This is a genomic window from Rossellomorea sp. YZS02, assembly GCF_033963925.1.
In the GTDB taxonomy this organism is placed as follows: Bacteria; Bacillota; Bacilli; order Bacillales; family Bacillaceae_B; genus Rossellomorea.
Genome location: NZ_JAXBLY010000048.1, coordinates 1 through 1,443 on the forward strand (window position 1 = coordinate 1; position 1,443 = coordinate 1,443).

A 1,443-nucleotide genomic window follows, 5' to 3' on the forward strand; every position below is an offset into this window, starting at 1 on the left:
CAGGACTTAAAATCCTGCGGTAGGTGACTACCGTACCGGTTCGATTCCGGTCCTCGGCACCAAAGATTTTTGCTTCAGCAAAATATCTTTCCTTACTTTACTCATCAAAAAACTATAATGCATTTTGCGCCCGTAGCTCAATTGGATAGAGCGTTTGACTACGGATCAAAAGGTTAGGGGTTCGACTCCTCTCGGGCGCGCCATATATCGGGAAGTAGCTCAGCTTGGTAGAGCACTTGGTTTGGGACCAAGGGGTCGCAGGTTCGAATCCTGTCTTCCCGACCACTTCTTTGGGGCCTTAGCTCAGCTGGGAGAGCGCCTGCTTTGCACGCAGGAGGTCAGCGGTTCGATCCCGCTAGGCTCCACCAAGTTTTTTACGAAAGTAAAATAAACTTCATTGGTTTAATCATTAAGCCAAATATTCAGTAGATTCGTGGCGGTGTAGCTCAGCTGGCTAGAGCGTACGGTTCATACCCGTGAGGTCGGGGGTTCGATCCCCTCCGCCGCTACCAATAGGGACCTTTAGCTCAGTTGGTTAGAGCAGACGGCTCATAACCGTCCGGTCGTAGGTTCGAGTCCTACAAGGTCCACCAAGTACCATTTTCATTACGGAGGAATACCCAAGTCCGGCTGAAGGGATCGGTCTTGAAAACCGACAGGGGTGTAACAGCCCGCGGGGGTTCGAATCCCCCTTCCTCCTCCATATTTACCTTCATAATTTATATCGTCGCGGGGTGGAGCAGTTCGGTAGCTCGTCGGGCTCATAACCCGAAGGTCGCAGGTTCAAATCCTGTCCCCGCAATACCATTTTGATTTATTTATGAATTAGGCAGTTGATAATTCGCGATGAGTCACGTATGGATAGTTATTTTCGCTAACGCGAGGTAAGGAAACCTATTTTGCTAGCGCAAAAAGCTTTGGTCCGGTAGTTCAGTTGGTTAGAATGCCTGCCTGTCACGCAGGAGGTCGCGGGTTCGAGTCCCGTCCGGACCGCCATTTTCTTTTACATAGTGGCTCAGTAGCTCAGTTGGTAGAGCAATGGACTGAAAATCCATGTGTCGGCGGTTCGATTCCGTCCTGAGCCACCATTTTTCTATTTAAACACGTCATGGCGATTGTGGCGAAGTGGTTAACGCACCTGATTGTGGTTCAGGCATTCGTGGGTTCGATTCCCATCAGTCGCCCCATATTTACTTAAATAGAATTTGCGGGTGTAGTTTAGTGGTAAAACCTCAGCCTTCCAAGCTGATGATGAGGGTTCGATTCCCTTCACCCGCTCCAATTATTTCTTATATGGGCCTATAGCTCAGCTGGTTAGAGCGCACGCCTGATAAGCGTGAGGTCGGTGGTTCGAGTCCACTTAGGCCCACCATTCTATTATTCCGCAGTAGCTCAGTGGTAGAGCTATCGGCTGTTAACCGATCGGTCGCAAGTTCGAATCTT

General features: G+C 49.7%; 12 tRNA genes. All 12 read left to right on the plus strand.

What is annotated here, in order from left to right:
* Positions 1-126: 126 nt before the first annotated feature.
* The 12 genes from SLH55_RS23030 to SLH55_RS23085 all read left to right on the plus strand — a co-directional run bounded on the left by SLH55_RS23030 (position 127) and on the right by SLH55_RS23085 (position 1,372).
* Positions 127-203, plus strand: a tRNA-Arg gene (locus tag SLH55_RS23030).
* Between the two features lie 5 nt (positions 204-208).
* Positions 209-285 (plus strand) — tRNA-Pro (locus SLH55_RS23035).
* Between the two features lie 7 nt (positions 286-292).
* A tRNA-Ala gene (locus tag SLH55_RS23040) sits at positions 293-368 on the plus strand.
* 67 nt (positions 369-435) lie between these two features.
* Positions 436-512: transfer RNA gene (locus tag SLH55_RS23045), tRNA-Met, on the plus strand.
* A 4-nt stretch (positions 513-516) separates the two neighbouring features.
* Positions 517-593: transfer RNA gene (locus tag SLH55_RS23050), tRNA-Ile, on the plus strand.
* A 17-nt stretch (positions 594-610) separates the two neighbouring features.
* Positions 611-703: transfer RNA gene (locus SLH55_RS23055), tRNA-Ser, on the plus strand.
* Positions 704-728: 25 nt separating this feature from the next.
* Positions 729-802 (plus strand) — tRNA-Met (locus tag SLH55_RS23060).
* Between the two features lie 117 nt (positions 803-919).
* Positions 920-996: transfer RNA gene (locus SLH55_RS23065), tRNA-Asp, on the plus strand.
* 16 nt (positions 997-1,012) lie between these two features.
* Positions 1,013-1,088 (plus strand) — tRNA-Phe (locus tag SLH55_RS23070).
* A 23-nt stretch (positions 1,089-1,111) separates the two neighbouring features.
* A tRNA-His gene (locus tag SLH55_RS23075) sits at positions 1,112-1,187 on the plus strand.
* 20 nt (positions 1,188-1,207) lie between these two features.
* A tRNA-Gly gene (locus SLH55_RS23080) sits at positions 1,208-1,281 on the plus strand.
* Between the two features lie 14 nt (positions 1,282-1,295).
* Positions 1,296-1,372: transfer RNA gene (locus SLH55_RS23085), tRNA-Ile, on the plus strand.
* Positions 1,373-1,443 lie beyond the last annotated feature (71 nt).